The organism is Acidipila rosea (genome assembly GCF_004339725.1).
Classification (GTDB): domain Bacteria; phylum Acidobacteriota; class Terriglobia; order Terriglobales; family Acidobacteriaceae; genus Acidipila; species Acidipila rosea.
In genome coordinates this window covers 152,426-177,868 of the sequence record NZ_SMGK01000001.1, presented here as the reverse complement: position 1 = coordinate 177,868, position 25,443 = coordinate 152,426, and the positions used below count along the sequence as shown (strand labels likewise).

The window sequence follows — 25,443 nt, the reverse complement described above, 5'->3', positions numbered from 1 at the left end:
CAATTACCTCCCACCCAGATCGTCGAGCGCCCTGCGTGTTTTTTCAAGCAGCAGGACCAGCTCGGCTGCCCTCTTTCTTAGACCGTCCACCACCTGCGCGGGCGCCTTGCTGAGAAAACTTTCGTTTGCCAGCTGTCGCTCGGCGTTGGCCTGTTCCTTTTCCATGCGGGCGAGCTCCTTGGTCAGGCGCTCACGCTCGGCTGCCGGATCGATCTGCTTTTCGTAGATCACCTGCACATCAAAGTGCGTGGTGGAACGCAGCCCGGAGCCGGCCAGCGCATCCACCGAAAATTCGACTGAGGACACTCGCGCAAGCCGCTCGATCATCTGCGTGGCATCGGTGAAGAACTGCTGCATCTGCTCATCGGTGCGGATCCGTATCGGGACCGCAGCCTTCTCTTCCACGCCCAGGTCTTTGCGCGCGGCGCGTATGTTGACGATCAGCTCCTGCAGCTGCGCCATCTGCCCTTCTACAGCCGTATCCACCTGCACGGCCTGCGGATAGCGGGTGAGCGCGATAGACTTCAGCGGCGGCTTGCCGTCATAGAATGCATGCCACAGCTCTTCCGTGAGGAAGGGCATGAAGGGCGAGAGCAGCCGCAGCGCTGCTTCAAAGGTGTGCAGAAGCAGCGCAATGGCCGCGCGGAGAGATGCCTGGTCAACGCCATCGTTGAAGTCGAGGCGCAGCTTGACCATCTCCAGATACCAGTCGCAAAAATCGCCCCAGAAGAACTGGTAAACGAGGTTCGCGGCCTCGTGGAAGCGATACTCGCCGAGCGCCCTGTTAATCTCGGCGGCGGTCGTGTTCAGCCGCGAGGCTATCCAACGTGCCTCGAGCGTATCGCTCAGCGGAGCCGTCTCCAGAGAGTTCGGATCGACGACGATGCCCGCTTCCGCCGCACGTTCCAGGTTCATGAAGATAAAGCGAGCCGCATTCCATATCTTGTTGGCAAAGGCGCGGTAGCCCTCGGTGCGTGCTTCGCTGAAGGCGATATCTGTGCCCGGCGAAGCCATCGCCGCCAGCGTGAAGCGAACCGCATCCGTGCCATACCGCTTGACGATATCGATGGGGTCGATCACGTTCCCCTTGGTCTTCGACATCTTCTGCCGGTCGGCATCGCGGACCAGCGCGTGAATGTAAACCTCACGGAACGGCACCGCTTCTTTCAGCGTTCTCTCCGACCCGTCAGGCATGGGCACTTCGCTCATGAACCAGCAGCCGAACATAATCATCCTCGCCACCCAGAAGAAGAGGATGTCGAAGCCGGTGACCAGCAGCTGCGTGGGATAAAAGGTCTCAAGATCGCGAGGGTTGCGCGGCCATCCGAAAACCGTGAATGGCAGCAGACCCGAGGAGAACCACGTGTCGAGTACATCGGTCTCCTGCGTAATCTCGGCGCTCTTGCAATGCGAGCAGACAGAGGGCGTGTCGCGCGCCACGGTGATCTGTCCGCACGTCCGGCAGTGCCACGCCGGAATGCGGTGGCCCCACCAGAGCTGCCGCGAGATACACCAGTCGTGAATGTTGCGCATCCACTCGTCATAGGTCTTCCGGTATTGCTCGGGCGTAAACCGGATGTAGCCCTGCTCGACGGCGGCAATGGCCTTATCGGCCAGCGGCTGGATTTTGAGGAACCACTGCGTCGAAAGGCGCGGCTCGACAACCGTCTTGCAGCGGTCGCACTTGCCGACGGAGTTGACGTGGTCCTTCACCGCGACCAGCGCCCCCTGCGCTTCCAACTCTTCCACAATGCGCTTACGCGCAACATAGCGGTCGAGCCCTGCATAGGCGCCCGCAGCCTCGTTCATATGCGCGGTCTCGTCCATGACGTTGATCGACGCCAGCCCGTGCCGCTGCCCGATTGCAAAGTCATTGGGATCATGCGCGGGCGTCACCTTCACCGCGCCGGTGCCGAACTCCGGACTGACCCACGCATCGGCAACCACCGGTATCTCGCGACCCACCAACGGCAGCCGCAACCGCTTGCCATGCAGGTGCCGGTAGCGCTCATCGTCAGGATGAACAGCCACGGCCACGTCGCCGAGCATCGTCTCAGGACGCGTCGTAGCAATCGTCAGATAAGTCCCGGGATCCTCGACGACTTCATAACGAATCTCCCACAGCTTGCCCTGTTGCTCCTCGTGCACCACCTCAAGATCGCTGATGGCAGTCTGGCAGCGCGGGCACCAGTTGACGATATAGGCGCCGCGATAGATCAGCCCCTGCTCATGCAGGCGGACAAAAGCTTCCTTTACGGCAATGGAGAGGTCGTCGTCCATGGTGAAGTATTCCCGCGACCAGTCCACGCTCGCCCCGAGGCGCTTCATCTGGTCCAGAATGGCGCCGCCATAGTGCTGCTTCCACTGCCAGACGCGGTCGATGAATGCTTCCCTGCCCAGCTCCTGCCGGGTCTTTTTCTCTTCGGCAAGCTGCCGCTCGACCATCATCTGCGTCGCAATGCCCGCGTGGTCGGTGCCTGGAACCCACAGCGCGCGGTGGCCGCACATGCGGCGCCAGCGGGTGAGGATGTCCATCTCCGTCTGGTTGAGCATGTGGCCCATGTGCAGACGGCCCGTAACATTCGGCGGAGGCAGCAGGATGGTGAAGGGAGCGCCGGCGTCCTTCCAGGAGACATCGAAGAGTTGTTCGCTTACCCAGTACTCCGCCCAGCGATCTTCGATTGCAGTGGGGTCGTAGGCTTTGGGCAGTGTTTTATCAAGGCTTGCAGACATGAGGGTTAGAACCAGCTCCTCTTCATAGCATAGCGAAAATATGCCGCTCATCGGGCGCGGAAGCTAACTTGGCGGACACAAGAGATAGGAACCAAATAAAAAACCCGGTGCACCGCCATCCATCGGCAGCACACCGGGTCATCCCTGCAGATTGTTTAGAACGGGTTCAGCTTGTCGAGGCCGGTCTTCTTCTTGTGCCTGCTCGACGATTCCTTATCGGCATGGTAGGGAGCGGACTTCTTCTTGTTGGTAGCGCTCGCACCGGTCTGCACCTGCGCATGGCCACCGCCTCCACCCTTCACGTCGTTGATCTGGTCCGGGGCCTCAGCGGGCTTGTCCACTGCCGGAAGCGCCTTGTTGTTCGCCGGAGCGACGGGCTGGTTCAGCCCATACTTCGCCTCGGGGTTTTCCGAGTTAGCAGGGTTCGGATTGTTGTCACCCGGATTGCTGTGGTCCGCGGCCGCTCCGCTATCGCTGGTCGGCGGCGCATTATTGCCCGAGCCGCTGTCCGGCGAAGAGGAGGAACCCGGATTCACAATCTCGACGCTGGTGTCGTTGCCGCTTCCACCGGAACCCTCGGTGACGGGCTGCATCTCGAGCGGCTGCGAGGACTGGCCTGCACCCTGCGAGCCTGCGGCCGGAGCAGCCTTGGCGTTTTCTGTCGCCGTGTAACTGGTGGACATGGGCGGGATGGGCTGGCCCTTAATGGCTGCGTTGAAGGCCGCCAGGGTCTGCTTGTTCACCTGCGGCGCCAGCACCGGCGGCGGGTCCGTCAGCGTCGGCTCACCGACACGCGCGGCTTCGACCGTCGAAGGGCCATGCTTGACAAGCAGCATTGCACGATCCTTGAGCCGGACATTGGTCCGGCTGCCCTCTTCGGCTTCACTCTCAGCGAGCTGCTGCTGCGTCGGTTCGGGAACCGGCATACCCATCGCAATCAGCCGATCCTTGGCGTCTTCCACGTGGGGTGACATCGCATAATGAGTCACAACGCGATCCCAGGCGGCCCGCGCCTGCTCGTTATAGGTCTTGACGAGCTGGGCCTTCGCCTTGGGCGGCAGATTCATGCGGTTGGCAATCTGGGCCTCGTTGGCATAGGCGTCACCGATCGTGATGAGCGTGTCATCGCTATGGCTGAAGAGCGGATAGCTATCGGCGACTGTCTGCAGCCGGGCAATGGTGGCTGCCCAGTTCTCGTGCGTCGCATAGAACTGACCAATCTCGAACTGCCGCTGGGCCAGGACCTCCTGCACGTCGCGCAGACGCTGCTTCGCGCGTGGAATCAGCGGCGAATCAGGAAACTGCTCGATCATCGTGCGATATTCCTGCTCCGCGTGGATCACATTCTGCGGATCGCGGTCCGGCTTCTCCATCTGCTCGTAGTAGATGTCGCCGACCTTCATCTGGGCCTCGGCGGCCTCCGGCGTGTTCGGGAAGAAGGTGATGAAATCCTTGTACTCAGACTCAGCCTGGGTCAGCGCCGCAGAGCCGCCTTCCTTGTACCAGGTATCGCCGATCGCCAGCTTGGCGCGCATCGAGTATTCTGAGTCGCCATAGGTGTTGAGCAGCGTCTGCAGATCGAGACGCGCCACATCGTACTTGCCCTTCTTGAGGGCGACCATCGCCTTGTCGAAGAGCACCTTGTCCGGCTGCTGGCTCTTGACGCCGGCCAGCGGGTTCGCGCTTAGATCGACCTGTTTCTTCTTCTTGCTGTAGGCGTGGCTTGCCGGCGCGAGAGCCATGCACAGGCAAATGGCGGAGATCTGGGTGGTGAGACGGTTCATCGATACCTCTTTACAGACAGGCGTTCAAGGTGGCCTGTTTTCACCTATGCCGCATTGCTTTCTGCAGCCTTGCGTGCGGCGGCGAGCAGCTCCCGGGCGTTTTGCTCGGCGCGTCCTGAGCTGAAAACAGCGCTCCCGGCCACCAGCAGCTCCGCTCCAGCTTCGACGACCGCAGCAATCGTGTCGTGAGCAACCCCACCATCCACTTCAATTCTAAACTTGAGGCCCATCTGCTGGCGAAGTTCGCGCAGCCGGGAGAGTTTCGTCAGCGAATAAGGGATAAACTCCTGGCCGCCAAATCCCGGGTTCACGCTCATGATCAGCACATGGTGCAGCATCGGCAGCACGGGGATCAGCAGATCCACCGGCGTCGCCGGATTAATCACCACGCCCGGCTTCATGCCGTGCTGGGAGATGAGCTGGATCGTCCTGTGCAGGTGGCGGCATGCCTCGTAGTGCACGCTGATCCAGTTCGCACCCGCGTCAGCAAAGGCTGGGATGAAATCGTCCGCGTTCTCGATCATCAGGTGGCAGTCAAGCGGCAGGCTTGTGACCTTTCGCAGGGACTTGACCACAGGCGGCCCGAGCGTGATATTCGGCACGAAATGGCCGTCCATGACGTCGACATGAATGACGGTGCCTCCACCGCGTTCCGCTGCTGCTACTTCATCGGCGAGATGCGCAAAATCGGAGGACAGGATCGATGGGACTAGTTCAACCAAGATACGCATAGTCTAACAGGACGAATGAGCGTAGCAGCGGAGTCCAGCTACAATCCTCTACATGAATTTCAAGCGCCTTCGCCTGCTCGCCCTGCTCCCTCTCTGCCTTGCCGGATCTGCACTTATGGCCCAGACAGCGCTGCCCGCGCTTCATTGGCGGCTGGTGGGGCCGTTTCGCGGCGGACGCACCCGCGCGGCTGCCGGCGTGCCCGGCAAGCCGAACGTCTTCTACATCGGCCAGGTCGACGGCGGCGTCTGGAAGACGAATGACTACGGCCGGACATGGCGGCCCATCTTCGATGCCGAGCCCACCCAGTCCATAGGCGCAATCGCAGTCGCGCCATCTGACCCGAAGACCCTCTACGTCGCCAGCGGCGAGGGGCTGCATCGGCCCGATCTCTCCGTCGGCAACGGCATCTATCGCTCTGACGACTCCGGCGCAACCTGGACGCATCTCGGATTACGCGAAGGGCAGCAGATTCCGGCCCTGGCCGTCGATCCGCAGAACCCCGACCGGCTCTTCGCCGCAGTGCTCGGCCATCCCTACGGACCCAATGCGGAGCGGGGCATCTACCGCTCGACCGACGGCGGCAAGACCTGGGAGAAGGTGCTCTACAAGGATGAGAACACCGGCGGCTCCGATGTCGTCATCGACCCGAAGAATCCGCAGACTGTCTATGCCTCGCTCTGGGAATCGCGCCTCGGCCCCTGGGAAGACGGCAATGAATATGACGGCGCCAACGGCGGCCTCTTCAAATCCACCGACGGCGGCACCACCTGGAAAAAACTGACCAACGGCCTGCCCTCCAATCTGGTCCAGATCAACCTTGCCCTTGCGGCCAGCGACCCGCAGCGCCTCTATGCGACCGTTTCGACTCCCGCTGACAGCGGCTATGCCTCCGGAAAAGGACTCGGCGTCTACCGCTCCGATGACGGCGGCGAAAGCTGGCGGGTAGCCACCGACGATCCCCGTCCCGCCATGAAAATCGGCGGCGGCGATCTGCCCGTGCCCCGCGTCGATCCGCAGAACCCCGACGTGCTCTACAGCACCAGCATCGTCACCATGAAGTCCACCGACGGAGGCAAGACCTGGGTCAGCTGGCGCGGAGCGCCGGGCGGCGATGACTACCAGAACATGTGGATCAGCCCTCAGAATCCGCATGTCATCCTGCTCGTCAGCGATCAGGGTGCGGTGATCACCGTCAACGGCGGCAAGTCGTGGAGTTCCTGGTACAACCAGCCGACCGCGCAGCTCTACCATGTCGCAGTCACCAATACCTTCCCCTACAAGATCTGCGCCGGCCAGCAGGAGAGCGGCTCGGTCTGCATTGACAGCCGCGGCAACGATGGAGCGATCACCTATCGGGAGTGGCATCCGGTGGGGGTTATCGAATACGGCTATGTCGCGCCCGACCCGCTGCACCCCCGCTTCGTGTATGGCGCCGGACGAACCGAGGTTTCAAAGTATGACTTCGCCACCGGCCAGGTGCAGAATGTGACTCCGATTCCGCTGCGCAGCGCGAAGTATCGCGCCGACCGGACCGAGCCGATCCTGTTTTCGCCGGTCGATCCGCATGTGATGTATTACGCGGCAAATGTGCTTTTCAAGACGTCAGACGGAGGCAGGAGCTGGCAGACGATCAGCCCCGACCTGAGCCGCGAACACACCGGCACGCTGCAATCCGTACCGGCCCTCACCGAGAAGGACCAGGAGAAAAGGCGCGGGGCAATCTACTCGCTCGCAGCCTCCTATAAGAATCTGAATACTCTCTGGGCAGGAACCGACGACGGCCTGCTCTGGCGCACCACCGATGGCGGGGCAAACTGGAAGAACATCACGCCGCCGGGCCTTCCCACCTGGAGCAAGGTCACCCAGATCGACGCTTCCCGCTTCGATGACGAAACGTCATATGTCTCCGTCAGCCGCATGCGGGCCGATGACATGAAGCCGTATATCTTCCGCACTCATGATGGCGGCGCTACCTGGCAGGCGATCGTCAGCGGCCTGCCCGCAGATGCGCCCGTCAACACCGTCCGTCAGGACCCGCTCAAGAAGGGCCTGCTCTACGCCGGGACCGAAACCGGCGTATACGTCTCGCTCGATGACGGAGACCACTGGCAACCGCTCGAATACAACCTGCCGCATACCTCCATGCGCGACCTGATGGTCAAGGACGACGACCTCATCGTCGCCACCCACGGCCGCGCCTTCTGGGTGCTGGACGGCATCGCGCCGCTCCGGCAGATGGCAGAGGTTCCGGCCGGCGCGCCCTATCTCTTCGCCTCCGGTGCAGCATGGCGCGTTCGCCGCAGCACCTATACGGATACACCGCTGCCTCCGGATGAGCCCGCCGGGCAGAATCCCCCGGACGGAGCACTGATCGACTACTCGCTGCCGCAGCAGGTCTCCGGGCCGGTGGTGGTGGAGATACTCGACGCGCAAGGCAAGGTCGTGCGCCGCTATTCGAGCGAAGACAAGCCGGAGCTGACTCCCGAAGAGCTGGACAAGCAGCTGATCCCCACCTATTGGGTCAAGGAGCCGACGAAGGTCTCAGCCACGCCCGGCATGCACCGGCTCGTCTGGGACATGCACTACACGCGCCCGGTGGCTGCCCACTATGACTATCCCATCTCGGCCGTTCCGCATGAGACGCCGCGCGAGCCCCTCGGCCCGCTGGCGCTCCCCGGCGCCTATACCGTTCGCCTGATCGCCGCCGGCAAGACGCTGACCCAGCCCCTGACCATCAGGATGGACCCGCGCGTCTCCACCGCCCCGGCAGGGCTGCAGGCCATGTTTGACGCCCAGGTGAAGCTGGCCGCCATGCTGAGCGAGAGCTCTGAAGCGGCCATGCAGGCGCACTCCCTCAGGGAGCAGCTTGCCGACCGTAAAAAGCAGGCGCAGGGAGCGCTGGCAGCCTCCATCGAAGAGCTGGACAAGCAGATCGAGGCGGCGATCGACGGCAGCAAGGAGACCCAGATCCCCGGCCTCGACGACGTCAGCGGCGAAGCCGCCGCGCTCTACACCCAGACGGGACAGGCGGACGCGGCCCCAACCACCGCGCAGGCAGACGCCGCAACTCACCTGGGAGAGGAGTTGCCGAAGGCGCTCGATCACTGGAAGCAGCTGAATGGGACGGCGATTCCGGCGCTGAACGAGAAGCTCCGCGCCGCGCATCTCGCGCCCCTCAACCCTGAGCGCCAGCCCGACAACATGCCGGAAACCGGCGACGAGGACTAGCCTCCCTGCGCGGGTGCTTCCCTCTTCAGGAGCACCCGCGCAGGACTCAGCTCCGCGCCCGTTCGATGGCCCGGATCACCGCGCGGGCCTTGTTCTCGCACTCCTCGAATTCCTTCTCGGCGACGGAGTCGGCGACGATCCCCGCACCCGCTTGAATATGCCCCTGTTTCCCCTTGAGCACCAGCGTGCGAATGGCGATGCAGGAGTCCAGATTGCCCGAGAAATCTGCGTAAAAGACGCTGCCGCCGTACAAGCCACGGCGCGCGGGCTCCAGCTCTTCGATGATCTCCATGGCGCGCACCTTGGGCGCGCCGCTCAGCGTACCCGCGGGGAAGCAGGCGCGGAATGCGTCGATGGCATGAAGCTCGGGGCGCAGCCTGCCCTCGATGGCGCTGACAATGTGCATGACATGCGAGTAGCGCTCGACCGTCATCAGCTCCTTTACGCTGACCGAGCCGTATTCGCTGACCCGGCCCACGTCGTTGCGGCCCAGGTCGACCAGCATCACATGCTCGGAGCGCTCCTTTTCGTCCGCCAGCAATTCGGCGGCGATGCGCTGATCCTCTTCCTCGTCGCGCCCCCGGGGACGCGTTCCGGCGATGGGGCGATAATCGACTCGCTGCTGATTGACCTTCACCAGCAGTTCCGGGGAAGATCCGGCGATGTGCATATCCCCCGTCCGCAAAAAATACATATACGGCGACGGGTTGACCACCCGCAGCGAACGGTAGATCGAAAACGGATCCACGCCCGGCTTGACGTCAAAGCGCTGCGACAGCACGGCCTGGAAGATATCGCCGGCGGCAATATATTCCCGCGTCTTCTCGACCGCCTTCAGGAAGTCGCGCTTGCGAGTCCTGGGTTCGATCTTCAGGGCTCCGCGCGTGCGCTTCTGCTCCATGCGGGGCAGTGGCCTGGCCAGCCGCTTTGTCAGCCGGTCCAGCCGCTTCATCGCGTCGGCATAGGCCAGCTGCGGCTTCTGGGCGCGAACGTCCGCCGTCACGATCAGCAGCATCTCCTGGCGAAGACGGTCAAACGCCAGCACCTCGTCGAAAAACATCAGGCAGGCGTCCGGCGTCTTCAGCTCGTCCTTGGCCCGCGAGGGCAGCCGCTCGATCAGGCGCACGGCATCGTAGCTGAAGAAGCCGACTGCCCCGGCCGTGAACGGCGGCAGTCCCGGGAGCCGCGCCGGGGTGTGGCCGCTTAAAGCCTCCTTGAGCACCTGGAAGACGTCCCCGGTCGACTTGCGCGTCCTTCCGCGCTCCGTCGTCTCGATCGAGGCGCCGCGGGCCACGATCTTGCGATAGGGCCGGATGCCGATAAAGGTATAGCGCCCTATCTTTTCTCCACCCTCGACCGATTCAAGCAGGAAACACTCCGGCTCATCGGCGGCAAGGCGCAGAAAGGCCGTAACCGGCGTCTCCATGTCGGCGCTAAGCGCCCGGCACAGCGGGACAAGGGTATGGGTGCGCGCTAGTTCGAGGAAGGCTTTGCGGTCGGGAACGGGCTGGCTGGGAGCATTCATACGGTCTTTTCAATATAGAAGCTTGCACCCGGGCATCTAACTCGGCAACCCGTTTTTTCACGAATATGTGCTTGCGGGGTCTTTTGGGGCAGGCCTATACTCGGTGAGTTTGGCCCGAGTTCGGTTTTTCGACCCAGGTCATGCCACTGAGAATCACGCCGGAAAGGCAGACCGCCGAGCGTGACTCAAGAAAGATTGGCCCTCGCCGAAAGAGTTGGTGACGGGGGCGGTGCGAAATCGGTCTCAACCTTGGAGAAGCACAGTATGGCTACTATCACTCTCGAGCAGGAGATCAACCCCTGGGAAGCGCAGGCTGCTCGATTCGACTTCGCGGCACGCAAACTCAACCTGGACGAAGGCCTCTGGAAGGTCCTGCGTTACCCCTCACGGGAGATCATCGTTCACTTCCCCGTCGCGATGGACGACGGACGCATTGAGGTCTTCACCGGCTTCCGAGTGCAGCACTCGCAGGCGCGCGGCCCGGGTAAGGGCGGCATCCGCTACTCCCCCGATGTGAACCTCGATGAAGTGCGCGCCCTGGCGAGCTGGATGACCTGGAAGTGCGCGGTCGTCAATATTCCCTTCGGCGGCGCCAAGGGCGGCGTGATCTGCGACCCGAAGAAGATGTCCATGGGCGAACTGGAACGCATGACCCGCCGCTATACGGCGGAGATCATCGAATTTCTCGGGCCGGAAAAAGATGTGCCCGCCCCCGACATGGGCACCAATGAGCAGGTGATGGCCTGGATCATGGACACCTACTCGATGCACATGCGTCAGACGGTCACCAGCGTCGTCACCGGCAAGCCGCTCAATATTGGCGGTTCGCGCGGACGCAAGGAGGCCACTGGCCGCGGCATCGGCATCGTCTGCGATGAGGCCCTCAGGCACCTCGGCATGCAGCGGGACGGCTGTCGCGTCATCATCCAGGGCTTCGGCAACGTCGGCTCGAACGCCGCCCGTATCATGATGGAGAAGGGCTACAAGATCATCGGCATCGCCGAGTACGATGGCGGCCTCTATAACCCCAACGGCATAGACATCGACCAGCTTTTCGAGTTCCGCCAGCGTAACGGCACAGTGCTCGGATTCAGAGGCGCAGAGGCCTTTGACCCCCACGAACTACTGCTGACCGACTGCGAAATCCTGATCCCGGCGGCCACTGAAAATGTGATCACCAGCCGCAACGCGGACCGCATCAAGGCGCGCGTCATCTGCGAAGGAGCCAACGGCCCCACCACCGCCGTGGCGGATGAAATTCTCGCCGACAAGAAGGTCTTCATCATTCCTGACATCCTCGCGAACTCCGGCGGCGTTACCGCTTCTTATTTCGAGTGGGTGCAGGACCGGCAGGGATACTTCTGGAAAGAGGCCCTCGTCAACGAACAGCTTGAAAGCATTCTCGCCGAGAGCTTCGATGACGTGGTTCGCTACTCTGAGGCCCACGCCGTCAACAACCGCATCGCGGCTTATATGCTGGCTATCGATCGCGTCGCCTTCACCATCAAGCAGCGCGGCATCTACGCCTGATCACTGCGGTGGGAGTCAGCGCGCCTGAACAGTGCGCGCCGACTCCCCCGGAAAACTCTCGTTTTCGCGTCCCTGCACCGCCCTCTTCATGAAATCGACCCAGATCGGCAGCGCCACCTGCGCGCCCGTCTGCTTCGCGCCAAGCGACTGGCGGTCATCGTAGCCGGTCCACACGCCGCAGGTTACTGAAGGGGAAAATCCCACAAACCAGGCATCGGTGAAATCGTTCGTCGTGCCCGTCTTGCCGCCCAGCGGGGCGTGGATTTCCGAGGTAGCCGCAGCCCCCGTTCCTGAACGCATGACTTCCTTGAGCAGGACCATCATGGTCCGGGCGGTCTTCGCGCTCGTTGCCTCGTTGACCTCGGGCGTGTCATGCCACAGTGGCACGCCATCTGACGCCGTAACCCGCCGGATCAGCCGCGGAGAGATACGGATTCCATCGTTGGGAAATACGGAGTAGGCAGCCACCTGCTGTTCCAGCGTAATCTCAACCGCGCCCAGCGCCACCGGCAGCAGCGCGGGAATATTTCCCGTGATTCCAAAACGGTGCGCCGTCTCGATGACCTTCCGCATGCCCACGCGATCGGCAAGCTCGAGCGCCGGAATATTGCGCGACTCGGCAAAGGCGCGCTCCACAGTAATGTTGCCGAGATAGTTGGGCTCGTAGTCATGCGGCGTGTAGCTGCCGAAGGAGCGCGGCTCATCCGCGATCATCTGCTCCGGCGTAACTCCCTGCTCGATCGCGGCCGTGTAGACATAGGGCTTGAACGAAGATCCCGTCTGGCGCTCGGCCTGGGTGGCGCGGTTGAACTGCGACAGGTGGAAGTCGCGTCCGCCGACCATCGCCAGCACGTCGCCGCTCGCGTTATCCATCGCCAGCAGCGCCCCCTGTGCGCCGCTGTCCTGCTCCAGCATTGCGCGCAACAGGCTGCTCTGCTGCGAGACGATGTGCAGATAGAGGATGTCGCCCGGCTTCAGAAACTCGGTCGCCGTCTTGAAGCCTGTCCATGCCCAGTCGTCGGGCGTCAGCAGAACCTGCTGATCGCCGATGCGCGCGGTCGCCTGATAAGGCAGCACGCCCGTTACCAGCGCATGCTCATACGCGCCAGGCGCTGGCGCCATCACCCAGTCAGGGTGCTTGAAGTCGGCGAGACCAACGCCCCCGGCGATGACATTCAGCAGGTGTCCGCGCCATCCGCGTCGACGCTCGTACTTCGCCATGCCGTCGAGGACCGCGCTGTTCGCCGCCTCCTGCAGGTCGAGATCGAGCGTCGTGTAAACGCGCAATCCGTCTTCGTGGACATGATCTGGCCCGAAGCGCCGCTCCAGCTCCCGGCGCACTTCCTCCACAAACCAGGGAGCCACGCTGTTCGGCGGCGGCTGTAGATGCAGCCCGAGCGGAGCCGAGCGTGCCTGTGCTGCCTGCGTCGCGGTGATCTTGCCGTCCTCGAGCATCGCGTTGATGACCGCATTGCGCCTGCGGAAGGAGCGGTCAGGGTTGAGGATCGGAGAAAACTCGTTCGGCCCCTTGGGCAGCCCGGCCAGCAGCGCTGCCTCAGGCAGCGTCAGATCGCCGGCATGCTTGCTGAAGTAGTACTGCGACGCCGCCTCAAACCCGTAAATGCCGTGGCCCAGGTAGATCTGGTTCGCGTAGAGGGTGAAGATCTGCTGCTTGGTAAAGGTGTGCTCGATCTGAATCGAAAGCAGCACCTCCTGCAGCTTGCGGGAGGCTGTGCGCTGGCTCGAAAGGAAGAGGTTGCGCGCCAGTTGCATGGTCAGGGTCGATGCACCCTGCGCCCGCGACTTCGAGGTCAGGTCGTGATACGCCGCGCCGAGGACGCGGAAAAGATTCACTCCCCAGTGGCTCTCGAAGTTCTTGTCCTCGATGGAGATGACGGCCTCGCGCAACAGCGGCGAAAACTGGCCGTAGCTGTCGATCTCACGCCGCTCCAGCGCAAAGGAGCCGAAGACGCGCCCGTGGATATCGTAAAGTTCGGTGGTCGTACTGGGATGGAATCGTTCGAGATCGGCGATCTGGGGCAGGTCCACCGTGTAGACCAGCATGAGCCCTGCCAGAGAACCCGCGGCTATCGACAGGAGCACCAGAACGACCAGCGCCACGCTTCCAGCAACCTTACGCTGCGGAGGCTTCGGTTGAAATTTCTTCTGACCCTCGCCTCGCTGGCTCAATCGTCCCCTGCCCTGCGTTGATCCTAAGCAGCCTTCTGCTTCAGTACATCCAGCGCCTTGTTCAGCTGGTCATCCGCCTTCGGCCCTTTTGAAACAATCCCGTCCTCTTCGGCCAGGTACTGGTCGATGCTGGGGCTGACCTGAATGTTCGGCGTCACCGCATCCTGCTGGAACGTCTTGCCCGAGGGCGACTCATACTTCGCAATCGAGAGAATCACAGCCGCGCCATCCGGCAGGTCGATCGTCTTCTGCACCGCGCCCTCGCCAAAGGTCCGCTCGCCCACCACATCGCCGCGCTTGTTATCAAGTACGGCAGCGGCGACAATCTCTGCCGCGCCGGAGGTTCCGTGGTTCACCAGGATGGCCATCGGCGCATCTGTAATGAACTTGGAGGGATCGGCCGTGAAAACCTTCTTGGGAAACTTCTGCCCCTCGAGCGAAGCGATCGTGCCGGATTTCAGAAAGGCGTTGGCCAGCTGAATTCCCTCTTCCTCGTTCCCCTCGGCCACGTTCCGCAGGTCGAGAAGAATCTTCTTGTTGCCGGTCTTCGGCATGGCGCGCAGCTTGGCTTCAATACCCGCGACCTGCTCCTTCGTCATCTCAGAGGGCTTCAGGTAGAGCACGCTTGCGTTGTCATACTGCTGCTCCTGGATCGGAGGCGGCGTCAGGGCCACGCGAGTCAGGGTCACCTTATCGGGCTCTGGTTTACGGGGACGCACCAGCTCGATCGTCAACTGGCTGCCCGGCTGGCCCTTGAGCAGTTCGCGTATGGTGGCCAGCGATATCTGATGGGTCGACTGGCCCTGGATGGCCTCGACCAGGTCTCCGGCTTCAATCTTGGCGCGGTCGGCAGGGCTGTCTTTGATCACTGCGACCACCGTCGCATAGCCCATCCGCTTCGAGATTTCCATGCCGGTCTGCGCGGTCCCGTCGTTCTGGTGAGCCTTGTACTCTCCATATTCTGCGGGCGTCAGGTAGCTGGAGTCGGCATCGAGGGACTCGAGCAGCCCGTGCAGGGCTCCCGTCGTCACCGTGTCGATATTCGGGGTGGTCACATAATCGCTCTGGATCTTGTGCAGCACCTCTTCATAGACGCCCATCTGCTTGTAAGCGCCGTCGCTCTGAGTGCCGGCGGTGACGCCACCAGGCAGAAACCCTCCGAGAAAAACAATGCTGACGAGTGCGACCGAAATCGCAAGAATGGAGCGCTTGAAGCCTTTAGACATACCGTGACACCACCGATACAGAAATGATACCCCACCGTGACGGGACTCCGCTCCAAGCAGTAAACTGGAGGCCGGTAGGAAAAGGAATAGACGACACTATGGCAGCTCCCGTTATGGCGGGTATTCCCGCGCTAAAAGAGACACACCAGCAGCTGAAGGCCCGCATGGATAAGGCCGTGACCGATTTCAAGGCGAACCTGGGCTCGATTCGCACCGGCCGCGCCTCGGCGCAGATGCTCGACCAGATACGCATCGACTACTACGGCACCGATACGCCGCTGACCCAGGTGGCGCAGATCACGAGCCCCGACGCTAACATGCTCGTCGTGCAGCCGTGGGACGCAAGCCTGCTCAACACTATTGAGAAGGCGCTCCGCACCTCCGATCTCGGCTTCAACCCGCAGAACGACGGCAAGCTGATCCGGGTGCCCATTCCTCCCATGACCGAGGAACGTCGCCGCGACATCGTCAAGCACCTCAACAAGGTGCTCGAAGAGCACCGCACCGGCATTCGCAATATCCGCCGCGACGGCAACGAGATCATCAAGAAGTCAGCCAAGGACAAGAAAATCTCCGAGGACGAGGAAAAGCGCGCGCTCGACGAGATTCAGAAGCTGACCGACGAAGAGATCAAGCGCATCGAAGAGCTCGCCAGGAAGAAAGAAGTAGAAGTGATGCAGATTTGAAGCAGTTCTGCCTCAGCATCGGACTGCTTTTGCTTGCCTGCACGCCCGCGTTTGCCCAGCCTTTCCTCATGGGCTACTTCCCTCAGTGGGGTCTCTATCAGGACCCGCCTTACACCGTACACAGCCTGGTCGCAAGCGGCGCGGCCGGGCTGCTCAGCCAGATCGACTATGCCCAGGGCTCGGTAACCGGCGGCCGCTGCGGCATCGCCGACGCTAACGCCGACCTCAACTTCAGCTTCCCGGCGCAGCAGAGCGTCAACGGCGTCGCAGACCAGCCCTCCCAACCCCTGCGCGGCGACTTCCACCAGCTCCAGGAGCTGAAACAGCGCTACCCCGACCTCAAGATCCTCATCTCCCTCGAAGGCCGCGCCGAGTCATTCGAGCAGGCGGCTCTCCCGCAGAATCGCGAAGCCTTTGTCGCCTCCTGCATCGCTACCTTTCTCCGCGGCCATTTCGCCAGCGGCATCCATGCGCCGGGTCTCTTCGACGGCATCGATCTCGACTGGGAGTTTCCCCGCAAGGAAGATTCTGGCAATTTCATCGCTCTCCTCGCGGAGTTCCGCCGCCAGCTCAACGCCCTTGACCCGACCCTGCTGCTCACGATTGCAGCTGGCCCCAGTCCCGGCATGTATCAGGATGTAGACATGGGAGCAGCGAGCACCTACCTCGATGAAATTGGCCTGATGAACTACGACTACAACGGCCCCTGGCGTCATGAGACCGGCTTCATCGCTCCGCTCTACACGCCGGACAACGATCCGGAGCCGCATCACGACGTCGACTCCACCGTTCATGCCTATCTCAGCGCAGGAGTGCCGGCGCACAAGCTGCTGCTCGGCCTGCCCTTCTACGGATACGGCTGGCAGAGCGTTCCTCCCGCCGATCACGGGCTCTTCCAGCCGGGCAAGGCGATCCACGCAGACCGCCCGTGGAGCTATCTCCGCCAGCTGGAAGACACATCGGCTCTTTATCGCGATCCGCGCTCCCAGGCGCCCTGGCTCTATGACGGGCACACCTTCTGGACCTTTGAAGATCCCGTCTCCGTGGCCTTCAAAGCAAGGTATGCCACCGATCATCGACTGCTGGGCATGATGATCTGGGAACTCAGCAACGATTCGCAGAACGCCGACCTGCTGAAGAGCCTTACGGGAAAGGTCCACGCTCCGCCTGAGAAAACCGGATCGCAATAGGCGGTTGCGGCTTCACCCTTCCTCAGCCGCCGGCGAGAATCGCATCGGCAATCAGGCACGCCTCCACCGCCGGCCGCACCTCATGCACGCGCACGATGGATGCTCCCGCCAGCACCGCTGCTACCGTCGCCGCCAGTGTAGCGTTGCCGCGAGCGTTCATCGGCGCATCTTCGCCGCCATGGAGCGGAGCCAGCGTCCGCGCCAGAAACGACTTGCGCGAGATGCCCGCCAGCAGCGGCTGACCGAGTGCCAGCAACTCCTCCTGCGCCGCCAGCAGCGGATAGTTCGCCTCGAAGCTCTTGCCGAAGCCATACCCTGGATCGAGCGCGATCCGCTCGCGTTCAATGCCCTCATCGCGCGCGGACTTCAACCGCTCGCCCAGTTCGCGCTTCACCAGCGGCAACACCTCGGCCGCGGCCAGTCGCGGCAGCCGCCGCCACTCCTCAGGACGTCCGCGCGTGTGCATCAGCACCACCCCGCACCCCAGCTCGGCGCAGGTGCGCGCCATCGCCCCGTCCCACAGAAATCCGCTGACGTCGTTCACGATCTCGGCGCCGGCCGCGACCGCTGCGCGAGCCGTCTCCGCGTGATAAGTGTCGATCGACAGCAGCGCGCCAGGCCGGGCGCGCAACACTTCTTCCATCACCGGAAGAACACGGTCGATCTCCTCGTCGGCGCTGAGCGGTCCCCGTGCGCCCGGCCGCGTAGATTCGCCGCCGATATCCACCATCTCCGCTCCCGCTGCAAACATCGCAAGCGCGTGCTCTGCGGCAACAGCAGGCTCGCGGAACGCGCCGCCGTCTGAAAAAGAGTCCGGCGTAACGTTCAACACTCCCATCACCAGCGTCCGTGCGCCCAGCGGCAGCGTCCGGGTGCGAAGCTTCCATTCAACGTGTGCTCGTTTTGCGAATCCCATTCCTCAAGTCCAATCCCAGATGATGCTACACTCCGGCCAAACGATGATTTCGCGACAACTCAGCGCTCTCCTGCTCGCATCCGTCCTCTGCGCGTCGAACTCAGGCCCGCTCCACGCGGCAGCGCGCCGCTCTCATCGCCCCGCGCGGCGCCCTGCGCGCGTATCGCTGCCGAAGACCATCGACCGCATCCTCGCCGACCCTGCAGTTGCACGCGCTCACTGGGGCATTGAAGTCACCACACTTGAGGGCAAGGATATCTACGCCCTCAACTCCGGCCAGTTCTTCGAGCCCGCCTCGAACGCCAAACTCTTCACCACCGCCGCGGCGCTCGCGCTGCTCGGGCCGCAGTTCACCATGAAAACCTACGTCGTGGCCGAGGGAAAGCAATCCTCCGACGGCCACCTTCGCGGCACGCTGCGACTCATCGGTGGCGGCGATCCCACGCTTTCCGGTCGCAGCTACCCCTACAACGGCCACACCGAGCGTCCTGACCCGCCGCTCGGTCCGCTCGACGACCTCGCTGCGCAGGTCGCCGCCCATGGCATCCGCACTCTCGACGGCACCGTGATCGCCGACGACACCCTCTTCACCTATGAACGCTACGGCGAGGGCTGGGCATGGGACGATCTGCAGTGGGACTACGGCGCGCCCGTCTCCGCCCTCACCATCAATGACAATGTTCGCTATCTCACCATCACTCCCGGCGCGCAACTCGGCGACAAAGCGGTTATCTCCTGGAATCCGGATGCGCCGGGCGGCGAGCAGACCTTCGATGCCGTGAACAACCAGATCATCACCTCGCCCGCCGGATCGCAGCCGCACATCGGCCTCGATCGCGAACCCGGCCAGCCCGCGCTGCGGGCCTTTGGAACCATCCCCCTCACGGCGCAGCCGTCGAACTTCGGCATCTCCCTTGAAGATCCGGCGCAGTTCGCAGGCAATGCATTCATCCAGTCGCTCAACAGTCATGGAGTAGCCGCGAAACAGGCCGCGCAGACCGCGCATCGCCTCTCCGGCGATACGATGAGCTTCAACCTCGAAGTCGCCCAGCCACTCGCGCTCAGGCCCGCACTCAATCAACCGCTTCCCTTTTCGCCCTCTGCCGGGCAGCGCATCGTGGCGGAGCGCAGCTCGCCGCCGCTCAGCCAGATCGTGACTGTCGTCAATAAGGTCAGCCAGAATCAGCACGCCGAGACACTGCTGCGACTGCTGGGCGTCGCCCAGGGTGACGGCGGCTCCGTCGTGCAGGGCGCGCGCGTCGTTCGCCAGTTCCTCATCGCCGCCGGAGTCAACCCGGAGGAGTTTCACTTCGTCGACGGCTCCGGCCTCTCCTCCGATGACCTGGTGACTCCTCACGCTGTCGCAACCCTGCTTGCCTACGCCTCGCATCAGAGCTGGGGCGAGGACTATCGCAACTCCCTGCCCATCGGCGGAGTCGATGGAACACTCTCCGGGCGATTCCTGCACTCCACGCTACGCGGCAAGATCTTCGCCAAAACCGGCACGCTCTCTGAGGTCAGCAGCACCAGCGGATACCTGACGACCCGCCGAGGCAAAACGCTGGTCTTCTCCGTGCTCTGCAACGACCATGTAGGAGAAGGCTCCCGCAAGGCAATCGACGAAATCATTGAAGCGATCGCCGCCGCAAATTGAACTGCGCTTGACCCCGCAGATGAGCCTGCAACAATTCAGCTTTCGCATAACTGGAAAATCTGTGAATATATTTGCAACACATAAAACCAGATTGCCCATGGCTCTCAAACTATTGAGAGCGTCAATCTCGCAAGGAAGCGAGTTTTTGCTGAATCATGGCTCGCCTGCGGAGGTTCATGAAGAATCGCGGAACAGCCGGGACGCTGATCGAATCAAACCTAACGCGTGAACTCATTGAGGCTTCCCTCCTCAGTCTGGGATTTTCGACAGTCGCAGTCATTCCGCGCGAGCAGAGTATTTCGCCGTCTCCCACCCTTCAGCTTTCCGCCTGCGATCTGGTAATCACTGATGCTCGCAGCGCAACAGCTGTTCTCGACGCAGCTTCACAGAGCCTCGAAAAGAGTCATCGACTCCCGCCGCCCATTGTGTTGGTCCGCGATGCAGCGCCTGAGCAGGAAGAAGCTTCCGATCTCTCCTTCGATGGAGTTCTGCAGCTTCCACTCTCAGAAGAAGAAGTTTCGCTTAGATTGCGTGTGATCCTCCATGCGCATCATGCCCTCGTGCAGCGCTTTCCCTCTCTTCTGGAAGATCTGAGCCTGGCTCAAAGCGTCATCCGATCGGTGACCAACGGCATCGTCATCGCAGATGCCACACAGCCGGATATTCCAGTCGTCTATGTGAATCCTGCTTTTGAAAAACTAACCGGCTACAGCCTCGAAGAAGTACGCGGACGCAACTGTCGCTTCATGCAGGGGACTGAAACGCAACAGCCGGGCCTCGAGACGGTGCGCGCGGCATTGCAAAGGCAATGCGAGACCTCAACCGTGATCAGGAATTACCGCAAGGATGGCTCCCGGTTCTGGAACGAGCTCTATCTTTCCCCGATACGCGATGCAGAGGGAAGAGTGCGCCATTTTGTCGGCATTCAGAATGACGTTACGTTGAGAGTGGAGGCTGAACAGCGTCTGGGCTTTCTCGCCCACCATGACGCACTCACGGGGCTCGCCAATCGTGATCTCCTGTTCGAACGTATGCAGCAGGCCATCCTGCGTGCGAACCGGCAGAAAACCTCGATAGCGGTTCTCTTCTTTGATCTGGACAAATTTAAGAACATCAACGATGTATTCGGCCACGAGGCTGGAGATTGTCTTCTACGTCTGATTGCCTCGCGTCTGATAGCTGAGGTGCGGGAATGCGACACGGCAGCCCGCCTCGGGGGTGACGAGTTCATCCTCATGCTTCCCGACCTCACAGACACACAGGAAGTCCCCGCACTGATCCACCGCATTTCGGAGCGTATCAGCCAGACGGCTATTAGCTGCGGACACTCCTACAATCCCACCTTCAGCGTAGGCTATTCTCTCTATCCGCGCGATGGCAGTAATCCTGAGGAACTGCTTAAAGTCGCGGACTTCGCCATGTATGCCGAAAAGCACAAGCGCCGGCAGGCTGAGCAGGAAGATGATGCCAGGTGCGCGAACCAGGCCAGCATCACTGATGCAGGAGAGGATGAGAGCCGCTCCGACTCTCCTGAACGAAGAACCTTGCGTTCCTAAGCCTGACTGTAATCACTGTCTGGGCAGGGTTGCTACCCTGGATCTGGTTCGCACGTGACAGCTCTCTGCCAGTTCAAAACTCATTTTTGGTGCAGCGGAACACCTCTGCGAGTTTTTGGCCTATGCTGATCGCCCGATATGGTACCTTGCCTCTACCACGCTCCACGAGGTGATCTCCCTTGGCACTGTCTGTCAGATGGCTTTCCGCTTCTGCTGTCCTCCTGTCGGTGGCTTTGCTCGCGCCGCGCCACGCATCCGCGCAGAGCGCCCCGCTCTATCCCAACTACCCCAGCGAGACACCCGCAGTTTTTCAGCCGCCCACCTACGGCATGGACTACGAGCGCCGCGTAGTCATGATCCCCATGCGCGACGGCGTAAAGCTGCATACCGTCATCCTCGTGCCTAAGGGCGCGAAGCATGAGGGCATCCTGCTCACGCGTACGCCTTACAGCGCCGATGTCCTCACCGCCAATACCCCGAGCGTTCATCTCGGGACCAGCCTCTACGGCTACGACAACGCCACCGAGACCATCGTCGAGGGCGGCTACATCCGTGTAGTGCAGGACATTCGCGGCAAGTACGGCAGCGAAGGCGACTACGTCATGAATCGCCCCTTTCACGGGCCGCTGAACCCCACCCCCGTCGATGAATCGACCGACACCTATGACACCATCGACTGGCTGATCAAGCATGTGCCGGAGACCAACGGCAAGGTCGGCGTCCTCGGCATCTCCTATGACGGCTTTCTGTCGCTGACGCCGCTGGTGCATCCTCATCCGGCGCTCAAAGTTGTCGTTCCCATGAACCCCATGGTGGACGGCTGGCGCGGAGACGACTGGTTCCACAACGGCGCCTTCCGCCAGCAGAACATGCCCTACATCTATGAGCAGACAGCCACCCGCGGCAACGAGGCTCATTGGCTCTCCAGCAACTTCGACGACTACGACATGTATATGCGGGCGGGCTCCGCAGGCGAACTGGGCAAACAGCGCAACATGGACCAGATCGGCTTCTGGAAAAAGGTCACCGAGCACCCTGCCTACGACAGCTTCTGGAGCGATCAGGCAATGGATCGGATCCTCGCCGAACGTCCCCTGCCCGTCCCGACCATGCTCGTCTCGAGCCTATGGGATCAGGAAGACATCTACGGCGCCATGGCCGTGTACAAGGCTCTGAAAGCCAGGCCCGAGAACGACGGCAAGCTCTTCCTCGTGATAGGCCCATGGCACCACGGGCAGGAGATTGAAGAGGCCAGTTCGCTCGGAGCCATCAAGTTCCACAGCGACACCGGACTCTATTTCCGCGAGCAGATCCTCGCGCCCTTCCTGGCACACTACCTCAAGGATGACGCGCCCGCGATGAATGTCTCGCCGGTCACCGCTTTCGTCACCGGAGAAGACAAGTGGGAGCGTCTGAAGACCTGGCCCTCAGGCTGCCAGGACGGCTGCACGCCAAAAGCAACGCCGCTCTATCTCGAAACCAGGTCCGAGCTTGCCTTCACCCCGCCGGCAAACGGCAATGGCTTCGATGAGTATGTCTCCGATCCGGCGAAGCCCGTGCCCTTTCGCACGCGGCCCAACCAGCCTGTCGGCTACACGCCTAACCTCTCCTGGGTCCGCTGGCTCGTTGACGATCAGCGCGAGTTCTCAGGCAGGCCTGACGTGCTCTCCTACACCACTGAGCCGCTCACTGCGCCCCTCAAGATCAGCGGTGAACCCATCGCGAATCTGATTGCCTCCACCACCGGAACCGACGCCGACTGGGTCGTCAAGCTCATCGACGTCTATCCTGACGAGGTCGCCGGTCAGCCGGAGCTCGGCGGCTATCAGCTCCCGGTTGCGATGGATATCTTCCGCGGACGCTACCGTGAAAGCCTCTCTTCGCCGCAGGCCATCACCCCGAATACGCCGCTGCTGTACAAGTTCGCGCTGCCGACGGCCAACCACGTCTTCCTGCCCGGCCACCGGATCATGGTGCAGGTGCAGTCAAGCTGGTTCCCGCTTTATGACCGCAATCCGCAGACCTTCGTGCCGAACATCTTCTTCGCTCGGCCGGGCGATTACCAGAAGGCCACGGAGCGCATCTACCACGCGCCCGGCGAGGCCAGCTTTATCGATCTTCCCGTGGTCACAGCAGAGCCGTAGCCGCCGCAAACGACGCAGCTCCAGCCATCGGCTGGAGCTGCGTTTTCTTTGCCCTGCTTCCCTCAGAACGCGATGCTGACCGCAATTCCAGGACGGCCCGGATACATCCGGTTATAGAGGTAGTACCCGTCCATGGAGTAGTCGATGAAAACATCGTCGGTCTCGTACCAGTTAACTCCCCAGTACTCCGGATACGGATCGAGGAATGTAAACCAGTAGCCCGCATACTGAAACCGCGGAAATCCGCCAACCACCATGAATGGAAGATTGTAGACACGGAACCAGTGATTCCGCCCATAGTAGTTGCGGAAGTAAGGAGCCGGTATCCGATACCCACTGTAGCCGCCCCGCTGCTGCCAGGTGCGGCGCTCGGAGTCCCACCGCCCGGCGCGGTGCTGTTGCCAGATGCGCCGCTGCTCGGCCTGCTGTGCGCGCCTCTCCTGCTGGGTACGCTGCAGTTCCAGAGCAGGACGCGGCCGGTTCTGGTTCGACTGCCCCGGTCGCTGCGCCTGCTGCCTGTTCTGGTTCTGCTCTTGCATGCGCGGCCGGTTCTGATTCTGCTGGGGCGCTCGCCGCGTCTGATTCTGCTGCCTGTTCTGGTTCTGCTGCGGCGGCCGCCGAGCCTGATTCTGCTGCCGGTTCTGGTTCTGATTCTGCTGTTGCTGCGGCTGCTGTCCATACCCCGGCGCCCCCGTCGCGACTAAAAGAAGGACACCCAACGTTGCGGTACTGAAAACTCCGGCTTGCTTCATGAGGACTCCCTCGTCTGCTGCGCATCGAGCGCGCCTGTCACGCCGTGATCTTCGCGGCTGGCAGATACTCCCATCTTGCGAAGAGAGAGCAGTCCTTGACTGTGACGACTGTCACCCTGCGATACAGTCGTCAGCCGCATCAGTGGCCTGGTGCGCTAAGGTCGTCGTCCTTGGTTTCGCGAATCGTAAGCAGGCCCATCGTTGTCAGCAGCGCCGACAATGTCAGATAGTAGCCGACATACTGCAGGCCATGAGTCTTCGCCAGCCATGTGGCGATGTAGGGCGCCAGCGAAGCCCCCACGATCCCTGCCAGGCTGAAGGCCAGCGAACTGCCCGTGTAACGCACTTCCGTCGGAAAGAGCTCTGAGATCACGGTACCCAGCGGCCCATAGGTCAGGCCCATCAGCAGCAGGCCCACCGCCATCATCAGCACCGCTCCCGTCGTGCCGGCCGTGAACATCGGAGCCATCACCAGGCCGAAGACTCCGATCAGCGCAGTCACCCACAGCATCATGCGGCGGCGTCCACGCTCCACCAGAATTGCGGAGACAGGAATCGTCAGCGCAAAGAAGAAAATATCGAACAGCTGCATAAGCAGAAACTTGCTGCGGCTGTAGCCGAGCGCAGTCGTGCCCCACGACAGCGCAAACACCGTCATCAGGTAGAACAGAACAAACGTCGCCAGGCACACCACGATGCCTGAGGTCAGCGCCCGGGTATGCTTGCGAAATACCTCCAACACCGGCACACTCACCTGCTGCCCGCGCTCGACAGCCTTCTGGAAAACGGGAGTCTCCGTGATCGTCAGCCGCACGTAGAGGCCGAGAAAAACCAGCACCGCACTCGCCAGAAACGGCAGCCTCCAGCCAAAGGCAAAAAACTGTTTATCGGAGAGCATTCGCGAGAGCAGCAGAAAGACGCCGCCCGACAGAAGAAATCCGGCCGGCGCGCCCAGTTGCGGAAACATGCCGTACCAGGCACGCTTCTTCGGTGGCGCATTTTCGATCGCCAGCAGCACCGCACCGCCCCATTCGCCGCCCAGGCCCAGCCCCTGCCCAAAGCGACACAGCGCCAGCAGCAGAGGCGCAGCAAAGCCGATCGTGTGGTAAGTTGGCAGCGCGCCGATCGCCACCGTCGATATCCCCATCGTAGAGAGCGCGAGCACCAGCGTCGTCTTGCGCCCGATGCGATCGCCAAAGTGACCGAAGAGCGCCGAGCCGACTGGCCGCGCCAGAAACGCGATGCCGAACGTTGCCAGCGAAGCGAGCATCGCCGATGCCGGGTCAGACGCCGGAAAAAAGAGCTTGGGAAATACCAGCACCGCGGCCGTCGCATAAATATAAAAATCGAAGAATTCAATGGTCGTACCGATCAGGCTTGCGAACAGTACCTGACCTGGCGTGTTGAGTGCCTTGTGCGTTCCAGCTTGTGTCGTGCTCATTGAATCTCCGAGATGCAGCGAAGCCAGCGGGCCATGCAGCCTGCCCCGGCTGAGACTCTGGTTTTAACAGAATCAATCGTCAATTGAAACATCCAAGTGCCTGCGGAGCCGCGACCTGCAAATCTGAAGGTACTTGACCCAGAAACAGTAATGTCC

17 protein-coding genes are annotated in these 25,443 nt (G+C 61.9%); 7 read left to right on the top strand and 10 right to left on the bottom strand.

All coding sequences use genetic code 11. The features are described 5' to 3' along the window. Nucleotides 1-3: 3 nt before the first annotated feature. From C7378_RS00785 to rpe, 3 genes are all read right to left on the bottom strand, one after another. Nucleotides 4-2,733: a valine--tRNA ligase gene (locus tag C7378_RS00785; RefSeq protein WP_131990744.1), complete on the bottom strand. Its 2,730-nt coding sequence runs from the start codon at nucleotides 2,731-2,733 to the stop codon at nucleotides 4-6. A 155-nt stretch (nucleotides 2,734-2,888) separates the two neighbouring features. After that, the gene (locus tag C7378_RS00780) at nucleotides 2,889-4,517 is read right to left on the bottom strand and encodes an outer membrane protein assembly factor BamD (protein ID WP_131990742.1); all 1,629 of its coding nucleotides are present in this window, start codon (nucleotides 4,515-4,517) and stop codon (nucleotides 2,889-2,891) included. Nucleotides 4,518-4,561: 44 nt separating this feature from the next. After that, nucleotides 4,562-5,239, bottom strand: a complete 678-nt coding sequence (rpe, locus tag C7378_RS00775) for a ribulose-phosphate 3-epimerase (protein ID WP_131990740.1) — start codon at nucleotides 5,237-5,239, stop codon at nucleotides 4,562-4,564. 124 nt (nucleotides 5,240-5,363) lie between these two features. Between rpe and C7378_RS00770 the strand changes: the two genes are divergently transcribed. Then, complete coding sequence (locus C7378_RS00770; protein ID WP_243647969.1) at nucleotides 5,364-8,477, top strand: WD40/YVTN/BNR-like repeat-containing protein; 3,114 nt, start codon at nucleotides 5,364-5,366, stop codon at nucleotides 8,475-8,477. Between the two features lie 46 nt (nucleotides 8,478-8,523). On the opposite strand, the gene trpE is transcribed toward C7378_RS00770, so the two are convergent. After that, on the bottom strand, nucleotides 8,524-10,002 hold the full coding sequence (trpE, locus tag C7378_RS00765; protein ID WP_131990736.1) for an anthranilate synthase component I: 1,479 nt from the start codon (nucleotides 10,000-10,002) through the stop codon (nucleotides 8,524-8,526). A gap of 264 nt (nucleotides 10,003-10,266) precedes the next feature. On the opposite strand from trpE, the gene C7378_RS00760 reads away from it, so the two are divergent. Further along, on the top strand, nucleotides 10,267-11,532 hold the full coding sequence (locus C7378_RS00760) for a Glu/Leu/Phe/Val family dehydrogenase (protein ID WP_131990734.1): 1,266 nt from the start codon (nucleotides 10,267-10,269) through the stop codon (nucleotides 11,530-11,532). A 15-nt stretch (nucleotides 11,533-11,547) separates the two neighbouring features. Here the strand turns inward: C7378_RS00760 and C7378_RS00755 are convergent, their stop codons facing one another. Beyond that, nucleotides 11,548-13,722: a penicillin-binding protein 1A gene (locus C7378_RS00755; RefSeq protein ID WP_243647968.1), complete on the bottom strand. Its 2,175-nt coding sequence runs from the start codon at nucleotides 13,720-13,722 to the stop codon at nucleotides 11,548-11,550. A 23-nt stretch (nucleotides 13,723-13,745) separates the two neighbouring features. Continuing rightward, the gene (locus tag C7378_RS00750) at nucleotides 13,746-14,948 is read right to left on the bottom strand and encodes a S41 family peptidase (protein ID WP_131990732.1); all 1,203 of its coding nucleotides are present in this window, start codon (nucleotides 14,946-14,948) and stop codon (nucleotides 13,746-13,748) included. Nucleotides 14,949-15,046: 98 nt separating this feature from the next. On the opposite strand from C7378_RS00750, the gene frr reads away from it, so the two are divergent. Beyond that, the gene (gene frr, locus C7378_RS00745) at nucleotides 15,047-15,634 is read left to right on the top strand and encodes a ribosome recycling factor (protein ID WP_131990730.1); all 588 of its coding nucleotides are present in this window, start codon (nucleotides 15,047-15,049) and stop codon (nucleotides 15,632-15,634) included. Continuing rightward, entirely contained in the window at nucleotides 15,631-16,824 is a 1,194-nt protein-coding gene (locus C7378_RS00740) for a glycoside hydrolase family 18 protein (RefSeq protein WP_131990728.1), read from the top strand. Before frr ends, C7378_RS00740 begins: the two co-directional genes overlap by 4 nt. A gap of 22 nt (nucleotides 16,825-16,846) precedes the next feature. Here C7378_RS00740 and folP read toward each other — a convergent pair whose 3' ends face one another. Beyond that, nucleotides 16,847-17,740 (bottom strand): dihydropteroate synthase, encoded by an 894-nt coding sequence (folP, locus tag C7378_RS00735; RefSeq protein WP_131990726.1) that lies wholly within the window; start codon nucleotides 17,738-17,740, stop codon nucleotides 16,847-16,849. A gap of 43 nt (nucleotides 17,741-17,783) precedes the next feature. On the opposite strand from folP, the gene dacB reads away from it, so the two are divergent. From dacB to C7378_RS00720, 3 genes are all read left to right on the top strand, one after another. Continuing rightward, nucleotides 17,784-19,394, top strand: a complete 1,611-nt coding sequence (gene dacB, locus C7378_RS00730; RefSeq protein ID WP_207901284.1) for a D-alanyl-D-alanine carboxypeptidase/D-alanyl-D-alanine endopeptidase — start codon at nucleotides 17,784-17,786, stop codon at nucleotides 19,392-19,394. A gap of 176 nt (nucleotides 19,395-19,570) precedes the next feature. Continuing rightward, on the top strand, nucleotides 19,571-20,950 hold the full coding sequence (locus tag C7378_RS00725; protein ID WP_165876570.1) for a GGDEF domain-containing protein: 1,380 nt from the start codon (nucleotides 19,571-19,573) through the stop codon (nucleotides 20,948-20,950). Nucleotides 20,951-21,129: 179 nt separating this feature from the next. After that, a complete protein-coding gene (locus C7378_RS00720) occupies nucleotides 21,130-23,094 on the top strand; it encodes a CocE/NonD family hydrolase (RefSeq protein ID WP_243647967.1) in 1,965 nt (654 codons plus the stop codon). A gap of 62 nt (nucleotides 23,095-23,156) precedes the next feature. Here C7378_RS00720 and C7378_RS17790 read toward each other — a convergent pair whose 3' ends face one another. From C7378_RS17790 to C7378_RS00710, 3 genes are read right to left on the bottom strand one after another with little or no spacing between them, the layout of a single operon-like run. Then, nucleotides 23,157-23,846 carry a hypothetical protein gene (locus tag C7378_RS17790; protein ID WP_207901282.1) on the bottom strand — a complete coding sequence of 230 codons (690 nt, stop codon included), beginning with the start codon at nucleotides 23,844-23,846 and terminating at the stop codon, nucleotides 23,157-23,159. Then, complete coding sequence (locus C7378_RS17595; protein ID WP_165876569.1) at nucleotides 23,843-23,986, bottom strand: hypothetical protein; 144 nt, start codon at nucleotides 23,984-23,986, stop codon at nucleotides 23,843-23,845. Before C7378_RS17595 ends, C7378_RS17790 begins: the two co-directional genes overlap by 4 nt. Next, on the bottom strand, nucleotides 23,986-25,287 hold the full coding sequence (locus tag C7378_RS00710; protein WP_131990720.1) for an MFS transporter: 1,302 nt from the start codon (nucleotides 25,285-25,287) through the stop codon (nucleotides 23,986-23,988). Before C7378_RS00710 ends, C7378_RS17595 begins: the two co-directional genes overlap by 1 nt. Nucleotides 25,288-25,443 lie beyond the last annotated feature (156 nt).

Coding starts and splice junctions, on each gene's coding strand:
- C7378_RS00780 (WP_131990742.1), bottom strand. CDS start 4,517: ATGAACCGTCTCACCACCCAGATCTCCGCCATTTGCCTGTGCATGGCT.
- C7378_RS00770 (WP_243647969.1), top strand. CDS start 5,364: ATGGCCCAGACAGCGCTGCCCGCGCTTCATTGGCGGCTGGTGGGGCCG.
- C7378_RS17595 (WP_165876569.1), bottom strand. CDS start 23,986: ATGCGGCTGACGACTGTATCGCAGGGTGACAGTCGTCACAGTCAAGGA.
- folP (WP_131990726.1), bottom strand. CDS start 17,740: ATGGGATTCGCAAAACGAGCACACGTTGAATGGAAGCTTCGCACCCGG.
- C7378_RS00760 (WP_131990734.1), top strand. CDS start 10,267: ATGGCTACTATCACTCTCGAGCAGGAGATCAACCCCTGGGAAGCGCAG.
- C7378_RS17790 (WP_207901282.1), bottom strand. CDS start 23,846: ATGAAGCAAGCCGGAGTTTTCAGTACCGCAACGTTGGGTGTCCTTCTT.
- dacB (WP_207901284.1), top strand. CDS start 17,784: ATGATTTCGCGACAACTCAGCGCTCTCCTGCTCGCATCCGTCCTCTGC.
- trpE (WP_131990736.1), bottom strand. CDS start 10,002: ATGAATGCTCCCAGCCAGCCCGTTCCCGACCGCAAAGCCTTCCTCGAA.
- C7378_RS00750 (WP_131990732.1), bottom strand. CDS start 14,948: ATGTCTAAAGGCTTCAAGCGCTCCATTCTTGCGATTTCGGTCGCACTC.
- frr (WP_131990730.1), top strand. CDS start 15,047: ATGGCAGCTCCCGTTATGGCGGGTATTCCCGCGCTAAAAGAGACACAC.
- C7378_RS00710 (WP_131990720.1), bottom strand. CDS start 25,287: ATGAGCACGACACAAGCTGGAACGCACAAGGCACTCAACACGCCAGGT.
- C7378_RS00785 (WP_131990744.1), bottom strand. CDS start 2,733: ATGTCTGCAAGCCTTGATAAAACACTGCCCAAAGCCTACGACCCCACT.
- C7378_RS00725 (WP_165876570.1), top strand. CDS start 19,571: ATGAAGAATCGCGGAACAGCCGGGACGCTGATCGAATCAAACCTAACG.